Source organism: Roseicyclus sediminis (genome assembly GCF_025515305.1).
GTDB classification, from domain to species: domain Bacteria; phylum Pseudomonadota; class Alphaproteobacteria; order Rhodobacterales; family Rhodobacteraceae; genus Roseibacterium; species Roseibacterium sediminis.
This window is the reverse complement of record NZ_JAOPHT010000002.1, coordinates 165,868-182,851: the sequence shown is the minus strand read 5'-3', so window position 1 is coordinate 182,851 and position 16,984 is coordinate 165,868. Positions and strand designations below refer to the sequence as shown.

13 protein-coding genes are annotated in these 16,984 nt (G+C 68.8%); 7 read left to right on the top strand and 6 right to left on the bottom strand.

All coding sequences use genetic code 11. From position 1 onward, the window contains the following. The first annotated feature begins 57 nt into the window (after positions 1–57). Positions 58–324 carry a DUF6477 family protein gene (locus N8I71_RS03370; protein ID WP_262876517.1) on the top strand — a complete coding sequence of 89 codons (267 nt, stop codon included), beginning with the start codon at positions 58–60 and terminating at the stop codon, positions 322–324. Here N8I71_RS03370 and N8I71_RS03365 read toward each other — a convergent pair. Next, on the bottom strand, positions 317–1,864 hold the full coding sequence (locus N8I71_RS03365) for a trimethylamine methyltransferase family protein (protein WP_262876516.1): 1,548 nt from the start codon (positions 1,862–1,864) through the stop codon (positions 317–319). The two genes, N8I71_RS03370 and N8I71_RS03365, sit on opposite strands and share 8 nt — an antisense overlap. A 185-nt stretch (positions 1,865–2,049) precedes the next feature. On the opposite strand from N8I71_RS03365, the gene N8I71_RS03360 reads away from it, so the two are divergent. The 3 genes from N8I71_RS03360 to N8I71_RS03350 are packed head-to-tail and all read left to right on the top strand — an operon-like array spanning position 2,050 to position 4,502. Continuing rightward, complete coding sequence (locus N8I71_RS03360) at positions 2,050–2,220, top strand: hypothetical protein (protein ID WP_262876515.1); 171 nt, start codon at positions 2,050–2,052, stop codon at positions 2,218–2,220. A 48-nt stretch (positions 2,221–2,268) separates the two neighbouring features. Further along, complete coding sequence (guaA, locus tag N8I71_RS03355; RefSeq protein ID WP_262876514.1) at positions 2,269–3,846, top strand: glutamine-hydrolyzing GMP synthase; 1,578 nt, start codon at positions 2,269–2,271, stop codon at positions 3,844–3,846. Next, positions 3,843–4,502 (top strand): YdcF family protein, encoded by a 660-nt coding sequence (locus N8I71_RS03350; protein WP_262876513.1) that lies wholly within the window; start codon positions 3,843–3,845, stop codon positions 4,500–4,502. The genes guaA and N8I71_RS03350 overlap by 4 nt, the downstream gene beginning before the upstream one ends. 9 nt (positions 4,503–4,511) lie before the next feature. On the opposite strand, the gene N8I71_RS03345 is transcribed toward N8I71_RS03350, so the two are convergent. Together N8I71_RS03345 and N8I71_RS03340 are read right to left on the bottom strand one after the other, a co-directional pair. Next, positions 4,512–5,903, bottom strand: a complete 1,392-nt coding sequence (locus N8I71_RS03345) for an outer membrane protein assembly factor BamB family protein (protein ID WP_262876512.1) — start codon at positions 5,901–5,903, stop codon at positions 4,512–4,514. A gap of 46 nt (positions 5,904–5,949) precedes the next feature. Continuing rightward, positions 5,950–6,789, bottom strand: a complete 840-nt coding sequence (locus N8I71_RS03340) for a hypothetical protein (RefSeq protein ID WP_262876511.1) — start codon at positions 6,787–6,789, stop codon at positions 5,950–5,952. Positions 6,790–7,038: 249 nt separating this feature from the next. On the opposite strand from N8I71_RS03340, the gene N8I71_RS03335 reads away from it, so the two are divergent. Both N8I71_RS03335 and N8I71_RS03330 read left to right on the top strand, forming a co-directional pair. Then, the gene (locus N8I71_RS03335) at positions 7,039–8,298 is read left to right on the top strand and encodes an efflux RND transporter periplasmic adaptor subunit (RefSeq protein ID WP_262876510.1); all 1,260 of its coding nucleotides are present in this window, start codon (positions 7,039–7,041) and stop codon (positions 8,296–8,298) included. Beyond that, the gene (locus tag N8I71_RS03330; protein WP_262876509.1) at positions 8,295–12,146 is read left to right on the top strand and encodes an efflux RND transporter permease subunit; all 3,852 of its coding nucleotides are present in this window, start codon (positions 8,295–8,297) and stop codon (positions 12,144–12,146) included. The genes N8I71_RS03335 and N8I71_RS03330 overlap by 4 nt, the downstream gene beginning before the upstream one ends. Before the next feature lie 58 nt (positions 12,147–12,204). Here the strand turns inward: N8I71_RS03330 and N8I71_RS03325 are convergent, their stop codons facing one another. Beyond that, positions 12,205–12,531 carry a DUF1330 domain-containing protein gene (locus N8I71_RS03325; RefSeq protein ID WP_262876508.1) on the bottom strand — a complete coding sequence of 109 codons (327 nt, stop codon included), beginning with the start codon at positions 12,529–12,531 and terminating at the stop codon, positions 12,205–12,207. A 167-nt stretch (positions 12,532–12,698) separates the two neighbouring features. On the opposite strand from N8I71_RS03325, the gene N8I71_RS03320 reads away from it, so the two are divergent. Then, complete coding sequence (locus tag N8I71_RS03320; protein WP_262876507.1) at positions 12,699–13,391, top strand: winged helix-turn-helix transcriptional regulator; 693 nt, start codon at positions 12,699–12,701, stop codon at positions 13,389–13,391. An 18-nt stretch (positions 13,392–13,409) separates the two neighbouring features. Here N8I71_RS03320 and N8I71_RS03315 read toward each other — a convergent pair whose 3' ends face one another. Further along, on the bottom strand, positions 13,410–15,287 hold the full coding sequence (locus N8I71_RS03315) for an ABCB family ABC transporter ATP-binding protein/permease (protein ID WP_262876506.1): 1,878 nt from the start codon (positions 15,285–15,287) through the stop codon (positions 13,410–13,412). A 76-nt stretch (positions 15,288–15,363) separates the two neighbouring features. Then, the gene (locus tag N8I71_RS03310) at positions 15,364–16,887 is read right to left on the bottom strand and encodes a LysM peptidoglycan-binding domain-containing protein (protein ID WP_262876505.1); all 1,524 of its coding nucleotides are present in this window, start codon (positions 16,885–16,887) and stop codon (positions 15,364–15,366) included. Between the last annotated feature and the right edge of the window lie 97 nt (positions 16,888–16,984).

Sequence of the window (16,984 nt, the reverse complement as noted above, 5' to 3'; positions counted from 1 at the left end):
GCGCGGTCCGGCCGGCGCAGGCTCGACCTCCGGAAAAACCTTTCTTGGAGTTCACCGATGTCCGATCTCGCCGAGGTGCTTGCACGGCTCCATCGTCCTGCCCTTCTGGTGCGTGCCGCACAGATCGCCGCCGCAGCGCCCTGTGCCGCACGGCGTGCGCAAAGGCGTCCCGTGACGCGGCTGCTTGCGGAGGAGGCGGCGCTGAACGCCACCCGGCTGGACGGGGGACCCGGCTACTCGCCGCGCCGCCACGTCCAGGTGATGAGTGCGCTGATGTCGGCGGCGGTCCGAAGCCCGGACCGCGCCACGCGGGATCTCAGATGAAGGCGTCCGGCATCTCGGCCTTGCGGCGGATGACGTAGTCCTTGAGCGCCTCGTCCACGCCGGGATCGAGCATCGGTGCCTGGTAGTCGCGCAGAAGTTTCTGCACCCGCGCCGAGGCCAGCTCGAAGGTGCTGTGCCCGCCATCCTCGGCCCAGGTTTCATAGGGCCGGTAATCGAGAAGCTTGGTACGCCAGAAGGCGGACTGGTAATTCGCCTGCGTGTGCGCGCAGCCCAGGAAGTGACCGCCCGGCCCGACCTCGCGCAGCGCGTCCATGGCCTGGGCGTTCGCGTCGATCGGCACGCCTTCGGCGAACTTGTGCAGGATGCCGAGCTGGTCGGCGTCCATGACGAACTTCTCGGGGCTGGCCACCAGCCCTCCCTCCAGCCAACCGCAGGCGTGCAGCATGAAGTTCACACCCGACAGAAGCGCGTTCTGCAGCGAGTTGGCGCTTTCATAGGCCGCCTGTGCGTCCGGCAGCTTGGAGCCGTTGAAGGCCCCGCCCGAGCGGTAGGGAAGCCCGAGACGCCGGGCAAGCTGCCCCGCGCCATTGGTGATCTGCTGCGCCTCGGGCGTGCCGAAGGTGGGCGCGCCGGAGTTCATGTCGATCGAGGTCACGAAGGCGCCGAAGATCGCGGGCGCGCCGGGCCGGACCAGCTGCGAATAGGCGACGCCGGCCAACACCTCGGCCAGAACCTGCGTGAGCGTTCCCATGACCGAGACGGGCGCCATCGCGCCGCCGACGATGAAGGGCGAGATGATGCAGGCCTGCCCCGCGGCGGCATATTCCTCGAGCGCGCCCATCATGACGCTGTCGAAGGTCAGCGGCGAGTTGATGTTGATGAGGGAGGTCATGACGCAGTTCTGATCGACGACATCCTCGCCGAAGAGGATCTTCGCCATCTCGACCGAATCCGCGGCGCGCGAGGGTTCCGTCACCGAGCCCATGAAGGGTTTGTCGGACAGGCTCATGTGCGCGTAGAGCATGTCGAAATGCCGCTTGTTCACCGGCACGTCGGTGGGCTCGCAGACCGTTCCGCCGGAATGGTGCAGCCACTCCGACATGTAGCCCAGTTTCACCAGCGTCTCGAAATCCGCCATCGTCGCGTAGCGCCGGCCGCTGTCGAGGTCGCGCCAGAAGGGCGGGCCGTAGACCGGCGCCAGGACGAGGGAGTTGCCGCCGATCTCGACGTTGCGCGCCGGGTTCCGGGCGATCTGGGTAAATCGCGAGGGCGCGGTTTCGCAGAGCTTGCGGGCAAGGCCGCGCGGCAGGCGCACGCGTTCGCCGCTTACATCCGCGCCGGCATCCCGCCAGCGTTGCAGCGCGGCGGGATTCTCGACGAAGGCGACACCGATCTCCTCGAGCACCGTCTCGGCATTGTGCTCGATGATCTGGAGCGCTTCCTCGTTCAGGATCTCGAGATTGGGGATGTTGCGTTCGATGAACCGCGCGGTTTCAAAGCGCACCGCCGAGCGTTCCGCCCGCCGTGCCGCACCGCCACCGCCACGCCCGCGCCGTCCCACACGTTCCGCCTCGGCCATGCCGTCCCCTCCGATTGCGCCCTTGCTCGTGCGCTGGGAGATATCCCGCCGCTTGGCAACGCTGAGTGCGGATTGCGGCATTCCGGGGGGGAAAGCGACATCGCGCGACGCCCACGCGACATAATGATCAGGATCAAGGGCATCGCCACCCGGTCTGGCACAATGAACGCAGGGAGGATCGAGGTATGGACTGGAAGAAAAAGAAGACACCGCTCATGGGGCTGGTCGGCGGAACAGGGGTCGCCGTATTCCTGCTGGGCGCCGTCGGCGGGCTTTATTCCCTCGGCCTGTCGATCGCGCTGGCCTTCGCCATCTGGATCGTGGGCGCGACGCTGGTCAACGTTCTGGCCTCCTGACCGAGGCCGCATCTTGCACGTGACGGTGCGTGGTCCTAAGGCTCTGCCATGACGCAAAGCACCGATCCCGCCCGCCATCACGAACGCCTGCTGATCATCGACTTCGGCAGCCAGGTCACGCAACTGATCGCGCGGCGCCTGCGCGAGTTGAACGTCTACTGCGAGATACACCCGTTCCAGAAGGTGACCGGGGACTTCCTTGCGGAGTTCGCACCGAAGGCCGTGATCTTCTCGGGCGGCCCGGCCAGCGTGATCGACGAAGACTCCCCCCGCCCGCCGGAGGCCGTGTTCGCCCTCGGCGTTCCGATCCTCGGCATCTGTTACGGCCAGCAGGTGATGATGGAGATGCTGGGCGGCAAGGTCGTGCGCGGCGAGGGGACGGCGGAATTCGGCCGCGCCTACGTGGAGCACGGTGCAGAGCGCATCGACCTGCTGAACGGATGGTTCCTCGAAGGCCGCGAACAGGTCTGGATGAGCCATGGCGACCACGTGAGCCGCCTTGCCCCGGGGTTCGAGGTCTACGCCACCTCCCCCGGCGCGCCGTTTGCCATCACCGCCGACCTGTCCCGCAACTTCTACGCGGTGCAGTTCCATCCCGAGGTGCATCACACCCCGAACGGCAAGACGCTCTATGAAAACTTCGTGCGTCTCGCCGGCTTCAAGGGCGACTGGACCATGGCCGCCTACCGCGACGAGGCGATCCGCCAGATCCGCGAGCAGGTGGGCGACGCCAAGGTGATCTGCGGGCTGTCGGGCGGGGTCGACTCGTCCGTGGCCGCGGTCCTGATCCACGAGGCCATCGGCGATCAGCTGACCTGCGTCTTCGTCGATCACGGCCTCCTGCGCCAGAACGAGGCCGAGGAAGTGGTCTCCATGTTTCGCGACCACTACAACATTCCCCTCATCCACGCCGACGAGAGCGAGCGGTTCCTGACCGCGCTCGACGGTGTTTCCGATCCGGAAACGAAGCGGAAGACGATCGGGAAACTGTTTATCGACGTGTTCCAGCACTATGCGGACGGCATCGACGGGGCGGAGTTCCTGGCGCAGGGTACTCTCTACCCCGATGTCATTGAATCGGTAAGCTTTTCGGGCGGCCCCTCGGTCACCATCAAGTCGCATCACAACGTGGGCGGCCTGCCCGAGAAGATGGGCCTGAAGCTGGTGGAGCCGCTGCGCGAACTCTTCAAGGACGAGGTCCGCGCGCTGGGGCATCAGCTGGGCCTGCCCGCCAGTTTCATCGGTCGCCACCCCTTCCCCGGCCCCGGCCTCGCCATCCGCTGCCCCGGCGAGATCACCCGCGAGAAGCTGGAGATCCTGCGCAAGGCCGACGCGGTCTATATCGACCAGATCCGCAAGCACGGGCTCTACGACGAGATCTGGCAGGCCTTCGTCGCGATCCTGCCGGTGCGGACCGTCGGCGTGATGGGCGACGGCCGGACCTACGATTACGCCTGCGCCCTTCGCGCGGTGACGAGCGTGGACGGCATGACCGCCGACTACTACCCGTTCAGCCACGAGTTCCTCGGCGAGACCGCGACGCGGATCATCAACGAGGTCAAGGGCATCAACCGGGTGACCTACGACATCACCTCCAAGCCGCCGGGCACGATCGAGTGGGAGTGAAGCGGCTCTTCAAGCTGCTTCGTCTCGGTGTTCTGACCTGGGCCGCCGGGTTCGTGGCGCTTCTCGGCGTTCAGGTGTTCTGGCCGGCCGACGCCGCCCCGCCCGAGCCCGCGGATGCCATCGTCTGCCTCGGCGCCGGAATGTCCTACCAGGGGTGGGAATTGCCCGACAGCGCCTCGACCCGGCGCGCGCGGACCTGCGCGGACCTCTATGCCGCGGGCGTCGCGCCGGTCGTGATCTTCACCGGCTACGGGCACGCCGTGTCCTCGGCGGCGCGGGCCATGTCCGAGGTTGCGCGCGCCGAGGGCCTTCCGCGTCAGGCCGCGCTGATCGAGCCGCGGGCGAAGTCGACCATCCAGAACGCGGTCTTTTCGCTGAACATGCTGGAGACGCCGCCGCAGCGCGTCGTGGTCGTCTCCGATCCGTTCCACCTGCCGAGGTCCTGGGCAATCTTCCGGATCTTCGGAGAAGTGCCGGACGTCTCGGTCTACGCGGCGGCCGACACCGAGGACCGGGGCCGCGGCGAGCGGCGCGAAGTGGAGTGGGTATTCCGGGAATCGTTCGCGGTCTGGTCGAACCTCGGACGCCTCGTCGCCTACTGGGCCGGTGGTTTGGCCGGGGTCGACCGGGCCACCCGCATCGGCTGGTTCAACTGAAACAGCGTCTCAGCGGTAGGCCACGAGCCGTCCGTCGCCCGTCACCACCATCAGCGTATTGTTGACGACGATGGGATGCGAGGCCGCGCCGCCCCTCAGGTTGACCGAGCCGACGAGGTTGCCGCCCACCGGATCGAAGAAGCGGATCTGGTTGTCGCCCGAGGCGACGACAAGACGGCCGCCCGCAAGGATCGGCCCGTAATGGGTGAAGACGGCGCGCCGGCGCCGCTCGCGCTCGCGGACGTAAAGCGGAAGCTCGGTGCCCCAGATGCGATCACCCGTCTCGGCGTCGAGCCGGATCAGCTCGTTCCGGTCGGAGACGAAGAAAAGGCTGCCGCCTGCCACGAGGACCGGGGAGTAGGCGCCTTCGGTCGCGGTCCAGCGCCGTTCGCCCGTCGCGGCACTCAGCGCGACGACGCGGCCCGACTGGTTCCCCGCATAGACGGTCCCGCCGGCCACGACCGGGTCGCCGGTGATGTCGGAAATGTTGGAATAGGCGACGCCGAGCCGCCCCCCGGCAACCGCCGTGGCCCAGGTCCGCACGCCGGTGTCACGCCGCGCGGCCACCAGTTCGCCCGAGCCATAGGGGAAGATCACAGTGCCGTCGGCGACGGCCGGGGCCGCGCCGCCTGCGCGCAGCGCCTGCGCCGGAGCGGAGGGCAGTTCCCACTGGATGCGCCCGACATCGGTGCTGATGGCCCAGGCGCGGTTGTCGCGGCTGACGACGAAGACGCTGTTGCCGGACACGGTCGGCGTGCCCAGGCCCGCACCGAGGCGCTGGCGCCAGCGCACGGCGCCGGACGAGGCATCGAGCGCCACAAGCTCACCGTAGCCGGTGGTCGCGTAGAGCGTGTCGCCATCGAGAGAGAGGCCGCCGCCCGAGACGTTGCCGCCCCGGTCGAACCCTGCCGTCAGGTCGGCGGACCAGAGCAGGCCGCCCGACGAGATCGAATGCGCCCTGACGCCCGCCGAGGCGTCGAGCGTGAAGACCGCGCCGCTGCCTGCGACGGGGTCGGCGGTGATGCGATTGCGGCGGCTGTTGCCCTGCCCGATATTGGCGGACCAGACCTGCGTCGGCGACGCGGACAGCGCGGCATGGGGCGTCCGGTTCTGCGCGTCGAAGCCGCGCTGCGTCCAGCTGGCATAGGTGCTCGCCGCGGGGAGGTTGATGGCGCGGGCCGCGTCCACCTGTTCTTCCGCCCCCGCCGATGCGCCGCCGCTCAGCGTTTCCACCAACGGCACGCGCGTGCCGAAGCGCTCACCGGGAAGGATCACTTCGCGGTTGCCGCAGCCCGCCAGCACCGTCACCGAAGCCAGCGCCAGAGCCAGCCCGAGGGCTCCCCGGCGCGGCCTGTCCGTGATGCGCATTCCGCTGTTTCCGAGCGTCTCGCCAAGGCTCATCGCGTGCGCCCTTCCCTTACCGTCTCCGTCCGGAAATTCCGTCCGGTCATTGATCCGCGGGCGCCTCCGCCCCCTCTTCGCCGTCGCCGGTGCCGGCTTCGGCCGCGGTCCCGTCCTCCACCGCACCGTCGGCGGCGTCCCCGTCGGTCGGCGGCAGAAGCGCGCCATCACCGCCAAGTGCGTCCGCCGGGTCGACCGGACCTGCGTCCGGTTCGGCCACGGGTTCGGGCGCCGTGTCGACCAGCGCCGCACCGCTTTCCAGCGCCACAATCAACTGACCGGCGCGCTGTTGCAACCCGGGCGTGGCCTCGGCGGCGATTTCAAGCCGACGCAGACGCTCGATCCCGGCCTCGAGATCGCCCTCCGAAATGTCGAGCAGCGCAAGCTGTTCCTCGGCAAGGGCGGCATAGGGCGCGCCGGGCTCGGCCAGGACGCCGAGAACGAGGCGCGCCTCGGCCGGATCGCCCTGGTCGAGCAGATGTGCCTTGAGAAGCGCGAGATGCCGGTAGCGGACCGGCAGGTCAGGCGCCTCAGCCGCCGCGCGAAGCCGCGCTGCCGCCGCCACGCGATCCTCGTCCTCTGCCGCCTCGCCGGCGGCCAGAAGGGCCAGGAGAACCTCGCCCGCCGCGCCCGGGGGATCGACCGCTTCGAGCGCGGAGATCCTTGCGGCGGAATCGGCCTGATCGAGCGCCGCGATCACCGCGTCACCGAAGGCCTGGGAGGTCGCCACCGCTTGCGCGCGGCGATATTCGAGAAAACCCGCCCCACCGACCAGGACGACGACGATCAGGACGGCTAGCCAGGCCCACTTGCGGAAGAAGGCGAACAGACGGTCGCGGCGAACCTCTTCGGTCACCTCGTCGATGAAACTGTCTGTATTGGCCATGCCTGCCCTCCCATGGGGGGCGGCCCGACCGGCCCCCGCCCCGCTCTCGCGTGTCGAGCCGCTCTTAGCGCGGCGGACGCCCCGGCTGCAAGCACCGCGCGGCTCTCCGGACGGAACTGAACCGTCCGGTTCAGTCTTGCACGTGCAGCACGAAGAAACTAATCTGAACTGGTCCGTTCAGCGTACCACCCAGGACGTCAAACCGTGTAGCGACGGTACGGCACCGGCCGTCCCGCCAGAAAGACAGGCATGAAACCCTTTCCGCTGATCATCGCGGCGCTTGTATGCGTCGCCCTGTACTTCGTTATCCTTGATCGCGACACCCTTGTGCGGTTTGCCGGCGGCTTCGGTTCCGAGACGTCCGAGGCGGACACGGACGGCGCGGCGGCCGTCGCGCCCGATACCGAACAGGTGGCCGAAACCATTCCGGACAGCGATACGCGCGTGCACGTCACCGCGCGCCGCTCCGAGGCCCAGATCGCCGAGAACGCCGTCCTGCTCCGCGGCCGGACCGAGGCGCTGCGCCAGGTGAGCGTCGCCTCCGAGACCTCGGGGCGCATCATCTCCGACCCGATCCGCGCCGGCGCCTTCGTCGAGGAGGGCACCATCCTGTGCGAGATCGATCCGGGGACGCGCCTGAGCGCGCTGGAGGAGGCCGAAGCGGCGCTCGACACCGCGCGCGCCCGCCTGCCCGAGGCGGAGGCCCAGCTTGCCGGCGCGCGCGCGCAGCTGACGGCCGCCGAAATTGATGCCAATGCCGCCTCGCGGCTGAGCGAGTCCGGGTTCGCCTCCGAGACCCGGGCCGCAAGCGCCGAGGCCACGCGCGAGGGCGCGCTCGCCAACATCCAATCCGCGACCGCGGGTGTCGCGCAGGCACAGTCGGGCATCCGCTCGGCCGAGGCGGCAGTGACCCGCGCGCAGGAGGAGATCGCGCGCCTGACGATCGTGGCGCCGTTCTCCGGCCACCTCGAGAGCGACACGGCCGAACTCGGCACGCTGATGCAGCCCGGCGCGCTCTGCGCGACGATCATCCAGCTCGACCCGATCAAGCTCGTGGGCTTCGTGCCCGAGGCGCAGGTCGATCGCGTCGCCCTTGGTGCGGCGGCCGGCGCAAGGCTCGCCTCCGGCCGCGAGGTCATGGGGGAGGTCACGTTCCTCAGCCGCTCCGCCGACGAGAGCACGCGGACCTTCCGCGTCGAGATCACCGTGCCGAACCCCGACATGGCGATCCGCGACGGACAGACCGCCGATATCCTCGTCCAGAGCGAGGGGACGCCCGCGCATCTTCTGCCAACCTCCGCCATGACGCTGAACGATAACGGGCAGCTCGGCGTGCGCATCGTCGAGGAGGGCGTCGTGCGCTTCGTGCCGGTGCGGATGCTGCGCGACACGGTCCGGGGTGTCTGGCTGACCGGCCTGCCCGAGGTGGCCGACGTCATCACGGTGGGCCAGGAATTCGTCACCGACGGCGTCGAGGTCAGGGTCACCTACGAGGAGCTGACGCAATGATCGGCGTGATCGACTGGGCCGCCAGCCGGGCGCGAATGGTCGTCGCCTTTGTGATCCTGTCGCTCACCGTGGGTGCCGCGGCCTATGTCGGCCTGCCGAAGGAAGGCGAGCCGGACATCGACATCCCGGGCCTTTTCGTCTCGGTCCCCTTCCCCGGCATCTCCGCCGAGGACAGCGAGCGCCTTCTGATCCGGCCGATGGAATCGGAGTTCCAGGACCTCGACGGCCTGACGACGATCACCGCGACCGCCTCGGAGGGGTTCGCGGGACTGTTCCTCGAATTCGAGTTCGGCTGGGACAAGTCGGCGACCATCGCCGACGTCCGCGACGCGATGGGCCGCGCCGAGGCCGAATTCCCCGAGGGGGCCGAAAGCTGGCAGATCTCGGAAATCAACTTCTCCGAGTTCCCGATCATCGTCGTGGCGCTGTCGGGCGCGGCGCCCGAACGCACGCTGATCCGGCTGGCCAACGAGATGCAGACGGCCCTCGAAGCCCTGTCGCCGGTCCTCGAGGCCGGGCTTGCCGGCACGCGCGACGAGATGCTCGAGGTCATCCTCGACCCCCTCGCGCTCGAGGCCTACGACGTCACCGCCGCCGACCTCATCAACGCGGTCGTCAACAACAACCAGTTGATCGCGGCGGGCGAGGTCGAGACCGCGAGCGGCTCGATCGCGATCAAGATCCCGTCGAGTTTCGACACGGCCGAGGATGTCTACAACCTCCCCATCACGGTGAACGGCGACAGGGTGGTGACGCTGGGCGAGCTTGCCGAGATCCGCCTGACCTACCAGGACCGCGCGGGCACGGCGCGCTTCAACGGCGAGCCGACGATCGCGCTCCAGGTCGTGAAGCGGCAAGGGTTCAACGTGATCGACACCGCCGCCCTGGTCCGCGAGACCGTCGAGCAGGTACGCGCCACCTGGCCGGCGGAGTTGCAGGAAGCGGTGCGGGTGGACACCACGCTCGACCAGTCGGTCGGCGTCGACAGCATGGTCACCCAGCTCGAAAGCTCGGTCCTGACCGCCATCGCGCTCGTCATGATCGTGGTGCTCGCCTCGCTCGGAACGCGCTCGGCGATGCTCGTGGGCTTCGCGATCCCGACGTCGTTCCTTCTGTGCTTCATCCTCCTCGGCATCATGGGCGTCGCGATCTCGAACATCGTGATGTTCGGCCTCATCCTCGCGGTGGGGATGCTCGTCGACGGGGCCATCGTCGTCGTGGAATACGCCGACAAGCGCCTGAGCGAGGGCGCGCGGCCGATGCAGGCCTACACCGACGCCGCCAAGCGGATGTTCTGGCCCGTCGTCTCTTCGACCGCAACGACGCTCTGCGCGTTCCTGCCAATGCTGTTCTGGCCCGGTGTCGCGGGCGAGTTCATGGGGATGCTGCCGGTCACGCTCATCTTCGTGCTCTCCGCCTCGCTGATCGTTGCACTCATCTACCTGCCGGTTCTCGGCGGCGTGGCGGCGCGCTTCACCCGGCAGGTGGATCGCGCGGCGGCCATGCTGAGCGCGGTGGTGCCGTGGACCATCGCGCGGATCGTCCTTGCCGCCGGTCTGGCATGGCTGATGTTCATGGCCGCGATGCAGACGATCAATCCAGGCGCCCTCTTCCCCGCGCCGCCCGCGGGCACGGCGCCGATGCTGGCGATGCTGCCCGGCGCGCTTCTGTTCGTGGTCTGCGCCGCGGCGATGTCGGTGGTGATGGGAACGCTGCAGTTCGCCCGGCGCCAGCGCACGATCCGCGCGGGCTATCGGCGGACCGTCTTCGGCTGGTTCATCCACGCCATCGTCGGCAACCCGGTGATGCCGCTCGTCACGATCGCCGCCGTCGCTGTCTTCGTGGTCACGGTCTTCAGCTATTTCGGCGCCAACAACAACGGCGTGGAATTCTTCGTCGAGACCGAGCCGGAACAGGCCATCGTCTACGTCCGTGCGCGCGGCAACCTCTCCATCGAGGAGCAGGACGCACTGGTGCGGCAGGCCGAGGCCATCGTCCTCCAGCAGGAGGGTATCCGGGACATCTTCGCCTTCGCCGGCGACGGCGGCCTCAACAACAACACCGGCGGCGTCAGCGCGCCGGGCGACACGATCGGCCAGATCCAGGTCGATCTCGCGCCGTGGGGCGAGCGGCCCGACGGCAACTCGATCCTCGACGCGTTGCAGGCCCGCCTCGACACGCTGCCCGGAATCGAGACCGAGATCTTCGAACAATCGCAGGGTCCGGGCGACGCGAAACCCGTCAGCCTCAGACTGTCCAGCGATGACTGGGAGGCGCTTCGCACGGCCACCGACACCGCCAGGGCCTACTTCGACGACTTGGACGGCCTGATCCTCGTCGAGGACACGCTGCCCCTGCCGGGTATCGACTGGCAGATCGACGTCGACGTCGAGGCCGCGGGGCGCTTCGGCGCGGACGTGGCTACCGTGGGCGCGATGGTGCAACTTGTCACGCGCGGGATCCTGCTCGACACGATGCGCGTTCCGACTTCCGACGAGGAAATCGAGATCCGCGTCCGCTTTCCCGAGGAAGCGCGCGTTCTCTCGACACTCGACACCTTGCGCGTGCGCACCCGCGACGGGCTCGTGCCGCTGTCGAACTTCGTCAGCTACAGTGCGCAGCCGCAACTGGCCGAGATCAACCGCGTCGACCAGCGCCGCATCTTCGAGGTGAAGGCCAACACCCGCGCGGGCCTGTTCCGCGTGAATGACGCCGAGGGCGAAGCGGTGGCCATGCTGCTCGATACCGCCGAGCCGACGGTGACCGGCGAGGCGGACTTCACCGTGGGTGAAACCGGCTGGCAGGTCTACACGCTCTATGGCGGAACCGATGCCGCGGCCGTCGAGGCCGGTCTGACCTCCGGCGACCTGGCGCTGGTCGCGGTCACGCCGAACGAGCGGATCGAGGCCATCACCGAGTGGATCGAAACGACCTCGCCCTTCCCGGCGGGCGTCAACTGGGAATGGTCCGGCGACCAGGCCGACCAGGCCGAGAGCCAGGCCTTCCTCAGCCAGGCCTTCGCGGCGGCGCTGGGGCTGATGTTCATCATCCTGCTGGCGCAGTTCAACTCGATCTACAACGCGGTTCTCGTACTTCTGGCCGTGGTTCTGTCCACCACCGGTGTCCTCATCGGCATGCTGGTGATGGATCAGACCTTCTCGATCATCATGACCGGGACGGGGATCGTCGCGCTGGCCGGGATCGTGGTGAACAACAACATCGTCCTGATCGACACCTACCAGGAATACGCCCGCTACATGCCGCGGCTGGAGGCGATCACGCGGACCGCCGAGGCGCGGATCCGGCCCGTTCTCCTGACGACGATCACGACGATGGCGGGCCTCGCGCCCATGATGTTCGGCATCTCGCTCGACTTCGCCAATGGCGGCTACACCATCGACAGCCCCACGGCACTTTGGTGGAAGCAGCTGGCGACTGCGGTCGTCTTCGGCCTCGGGATCGCAACCGTTCTGACGCTGGTCTTCACGCCGTCGCTTCTGGCGCTTCGGGTGTGGTCGGCAACCATCGTCGGCTGGATCGGCCGCGGCCTCGCGCGCATGGGGACAACCCGGGCGAGCCAGACGGCGCAGGACTGGGCGCTGGCCCGCGCCGCGCGCCAGACCCGCGACCCGGTGATCTTCTGGGACGAGGATCCCCGACCGGCGGACCCCGCGCCAGTGGACCCCGCGCCTGCGGACCAAGCGGACGCCGACCCGGATGCGGCGGAGACGGGGACGGCCGTGCCTGCCCCGGAAGCGGATACGGCCGGAACCGACGAGCCCGGGCAAGCGCCGGACGAGGCCCCCGAGCAGGACAGCCCCAAGCCGCCCCTGAGGGCGGCCGAGTAGGCAGGCCAGAGCGACGGTGACGGGCGCCGGGGACGGAGCCCGCCGCCCGCCCCGGGGATCAGCCCGCCTTCAGGTAGGAAATCGTCCCCGCCAGATCCGTGTCGTCTATGACCCGGAAGACCGAGATCGCCCCGGCCTGACGTGCCCTGGCATGGGGCGCATAGTCGGGATCGGCAACGAAACCGTCGAGCGCCGCGCGCGTGGGGAATTCGATGATGGCGATCAGCGTGCTGTCCGGGCCCTTGCCTTCCAGCGTCGCGATGTTGCCGCTGCGCGACAGGTAGCGGCCACCATGCCGCTCGACGATCTTGTGGGCCTCGCTCGCATAGCCCGGCACCCAGCCGTCATCGGTGATCTCGATATCCGCGATAAGATAAACGCTCATGGCATCCTCCTTGTCCGGCCGACCGGATTGGCCGCGCCGTCGGGACCGACCTTGCCCGGGGATGGCACCGCGCCTCCAGTCACGGGACTGGAGCGGCCGGTACAGTTTCTGGACTAGCGGCAAGGTGACGCCCCGCTAGACTGGCGCCACCCATGGGAGGTGGGACCATGACAAACCACGGTTACAAGCAGTTCTGTCCGCTCGCCATGGCCGCCGAGGTGCTTTGCACACGTTGGACCATGGTGCTTCTGCGAGAGTTCGTCGCCGGTTCCACGCGGTTCAACGACCTCCGGCGCGGGGTGCCGAAGATGTCGCCCACGCTGCTGTCGCAGCGCCTGAAGGACCTCGAACAGGCGGGAATCGTGGAAAGAAAACCGGTGGCCTCCGAACGCGGCGTGTTGGAGTACCACCTGACACCGGCCGGCCAGGACCTGCGCGAGGTCATCATGGCGATGGGCATGTGGGGGCAGAAGTGGATCGAGTCCTCGCTGTCGCTGAAGAACCTCGACCCGTCCCTCCTGATGTGGGACATGCGGCGCAACCTCAACCCCGATCCGCTTCCGAAACGGCGCACGGTGATACAGTTCCTGTACCACGACCTCCCGTCGACGAAACGCGACTGGTGGGTGGTGGTGGAGCCCGACGGAGAGGTCGACCTGTGCTGGGCCGATCCGGGTTTCGAGGTGGATCTCTACGTCACCACCGACCTCGGGACTATGACGGCGATCTGGATGGGTGTGACCGACGTGGAGGCCGAGCGCGACAAGTTCGAGTTCAACGGCTCCCGCGAGATCGCCGCAAGGATGCAGAGCTGGCTCGGCCTCAGCCCCTTCGCGGTGCAGAAGAAACTCGTCGGCTGACCGGCGGCAAGGGCGCCGCTACCGGTCCAGGTCCTCGCCCGCGCTCTGCCGCGCCCAGAGCGAGGCATAGCGCCCGCCGCGCGCCAGAAGTTCGTCGTGGGTTCCGCTCTCCACGACCTCGCCCGCCTCCAGCACGAGAATGCGGTCGCTGTCCACGATGGTCGAAAGCCGGTGCGCGATGGTTATGACCGAACGGCCCTGCCCCATCATCTTCAGCTCCGACTGGATCGAGCGTTCCGTTTCGGTGTCGAGGGCGCTCGTCGCCTCGTCCAGAAGCAGGATCGGCGGGTCCTTCAGGAGCGTGCGCGCGATGCCCACGCGCTGCTTCTCGCCGCCCGAAAGCTTGAGCCCGCGCTCGCCCACCGTCGTGTCATAGCCGTCCGGCAGGCCGAGGATGAAATCGTGGATCTTCGCCGCCCGCGCGGCGGCCTCGACCTCGGCCTCGCCGGCCTCGGGGCGGCCATAGGCGATGTTGTAGCGGATCGTGTCGTTGAAGAGCACGGTATCCTGCGGCACCACGCCGATCTGCGCGTGCAGGCTTTCTTGCGTGATCTCCCGGAGGTCCTGCCCGTCGATGCGGATCGCCCCGCCCGTGACGTCATAGAAGCGGAACAGCAGCCGTCCGATGGTCGATTTGCCCGAGCCCGATGGCCCCACCAGCGCCAGCGTCTCGCCGGGCGCGACGCGGAACGAAACGCCCTTGAGGATGGGACGCGCGGCGTCATAGGCGAAGCGGACGTCCTCGAACACCACCTCGCCGCCGGTGACCTCCAGCGCGGGCGCGCCGGGCCGGTCGGCGACCTCCTGCGGCTGTTCGAGCAGGTCGAACATTTCGCCCATGTCCACCAGCGCCTGCCGGATCTCCCGGTAGACCGTGCCGAGGAAGTTCAGCGGCATGGTGATCTGGATCATGAAGGCGTTGACCATGACGAAGTCGCCCACCGTCAACTCGCCCGCGTTCACGCCGATCGCGGCCATGACCATGACGATGACCAGCCCAGTCGTGATGATCAGCGACTGGCCGAAGTTCAGCGCGGCCAGAGACACGCCGGTCTTGATCGCGGCGGCCTCGTAGCCTTCCATGGCGCGGTCATAGCGGTCTGCCTCGCGGGACTCGGCCCCGAAATACTTGACCGTCTCGAAGTTGAGGAGGCTGTCGACGGCCTTCTGGTTGGCGTCGGTGTCCTGCGCGTTCATCTCGCGGCGGATCTTCACCCGCCACTCCGTCACCGCGAAGGTGAACCAGATATAGAGCGCGATGGTGATCACGAGGACGAGCAGGTAGCTGAGATCGAAGGCCCATGCCAGGACGATCCCCGTCAGCGCCAGTTCCAGGATCAGCGGACCGACGGAGAAGAGCAGGAACCGCAGGAGGAACTCCACCCCCTTCACGCCGCGCTCGATGATGCGGGACAGCCCGCCCGTCTTGCGCGTGATGTGGTAGCGCAGGCTGAGAGCGTGGATATGCCGGAAGGTCTCGAGCGCGAGTTGCCGCAGCGCCCGCTGCGCCACCCGCGCGAAGACCGCATCGCGGAGCTGGTTGAACCCGACGCTGGCCGCGCGCGCAACGCCGTAGGCCACCGTGATCCCGACCGCGCCCATGCCCAGAAGCCAGGCGGGCGAGCCCGTGGTTTCCCCCGCCAGCGCATCGACCGCGGCCTTGTAGAGGAAAGGCGTGCCGATCGTCACCGCCTTGGCGATCGCGAGGAATATCAGCGCGAGGACCACGCGCTGTTTCACCCATGGCTGATCGTCGGGCCAAAGATAGGGCGCGACCTTGCGGATCGTCCGCAGGCCCGAACGACGCTCGGCCGCCTCGACGGCATCGGCGGCCGTCTCGGGAGCGGGAGAGGGCGGGGCATTGGTCCCTGCTGTCGCGGTCGTATCGGCTGGCATCGGCCCTCGCACTGCTGGCTCGGCCACTACCTAAGGCCCGCGCGCCGGGATGACCAGTGGCGCGCGACCCTGCGTCTCACTCCTCGTTGACGGCACGCGGGAGGTCCGGCAGGCGGAAGATCTGGCCCGGGAAGATCCAGTCGGGATCGCGGATGCGATCGCGGTTCTCCTCGAAGATCTGGACGTAGGCGATGCCTTCCCCGAAATTCGCCTCGGCGATCCCCCAGAGCGTGAAGCCCGGCTGCACGGTGATGACGGAAACCCCCACATCGACCTGCATCGGCGAGGCGGCGATCCGCGCGGGATCCTCGCGCAGGAAGGGCGTGTCGATCCGCGCCTCGACCACCCCCTCGGGCGAGAGCTGTTCGACGCTGAGCGTGTAGGTTCCGGGGTCCACGTCCGGCAGGTCGAGCGACCAGTTGCCGCCCGGCCCGATCTCGCCCAGTTCGACCGCGCGATTGTCGAGCAGGATCTGCACCCGCCCATCCGCCGGGCCGCGCCCCGACAGGATCACCTCGCCCTCGGTGTTGTAGGCGATGGCGTCGAGCTGAACCTCGGTCTGGACGCTGGGCGGCGCACCGGGGCTGCCACCGTCTGGCGCGGCGCCAGCGCCCTGCACGACGCGCAGACCCTCGGGGCCGGCGATCACGACCGACGGCGCCTGCGCCACGGCGATCTCGGGCGCATCCGCGACCTCTGCCTGCGGGGCGGCGGGCGGGGTCGGCTCGGCCACGATTACGGGTTCCGGCGCGACCTCCGCGACATCGGCCGCCGTGGCGTCCGCGTCGGGTCCCGCAACGTCCGCATCCGCTTCGGCGACCGTGGTGACGGGCTCCGTGGCCTCGGGTACGGCCTCGTCCTGGACCTCCGTCCCCTCGGCGACCGTTTGCGCGGGCGCCTCCGCCGTCAACTCGGGCGCAGACGCCTCTGGCGCGGCCTCGGCGAGTTCGGCGGTTTCCGTCGCGCCTGGCGCGGTGTCAGTGGCCCCTGCGGCCGGCTCTGCCTCCGGCGCGGTGGCCACGTCCGTCTCCTCAGCGGCTTCCTGTGCCGGCGCGGGCTCGACCGCTTCCGCCACGGCGGCGGGCGGACTGCCAAAGGGCGAGACGATCACGGTGTCCGCGCCGGGGATCTCGACGCCCGCCCCGTCCGTGGCGAGAAGACTGAGGATGCGCGGGGACTGCGAGGGCCGCAGCGTCAGGATCGAGGCGAAGGCCCCATCGCCACCGGCCCGCGTCGACGCCACTTCGGCGCCGTCGAGACGCAGCGAGATCTCCGCCCCCGGCTCGGCGCGGCCCGCGATCACGGTGGAGCCGTCGGGCGCGACCCGAACCTGGTCGAACCGCGGCGCCATGGGCTCCGCTTCCGCCTCGGCGGGCGCCTCGGCGACAGGCTGTTCTTCTACTTCGGCCTCTGCCCCGGTTTCGGTCTCTGGGGCAACCATTTCCGGCGCGGACGCAAGGGGCACGGCGGCCTCTTCCGACGCGGGTTCGCCGCCGCGCAGCAGAACGAAACCGAGCACGGCCGCAACGAGGCCCACGCCCAGAAGCGCCGCGATCGCCAGCGGCCCCTTGCTTTCGCCGAAAACGGCACCGAGCCTCATGGGCATCCTCCCGGGTTCATCCCCCCGAACCGGGGTCGTGCGCCGTCCCTCGCCCGTCCCCCGGGCGGCTTGAGCCGGCGCTTGTTCGCGACTATCA